The following is a 254-nucleotide window of genomic DNA, read 5'->3' on the forward strand; positions in this document are numbered from 1 at the left end:
GGTCGATTCTCGCACGATTCTCGACCAATCGGGGGCGGAGAGATTGCTGGGTCGAGGCGACATGCTTTTCCTCGAAAGTGGTACAACGCCAGTGCGTCTGCAAGGGAATTTTGTCTCAGATGATGAGATTGAACGTATTACGCAGATGATTAAAAAGCAACGCAAGCCAGAGTATCTGTTCAGCAAAGAGGATTTGGAGCAGCAGGTCCAATCCTTTGATGCCGGAGATGACCCACTCTATTTCGAGGCGTTGG

General features: G+C 50.4%; 1 pseudogene. It reads left to right on the top strand.

The window, feature by feature from the left end:
• Positions 1 to 254: pseudogene (locus tag SB775_RS31675) on the top strand (DNA translocase FtsK); the annotation flags it as partial.

This window comes from Peribacillus sp. SIMBA_075 (assembly GCF_046534585.1).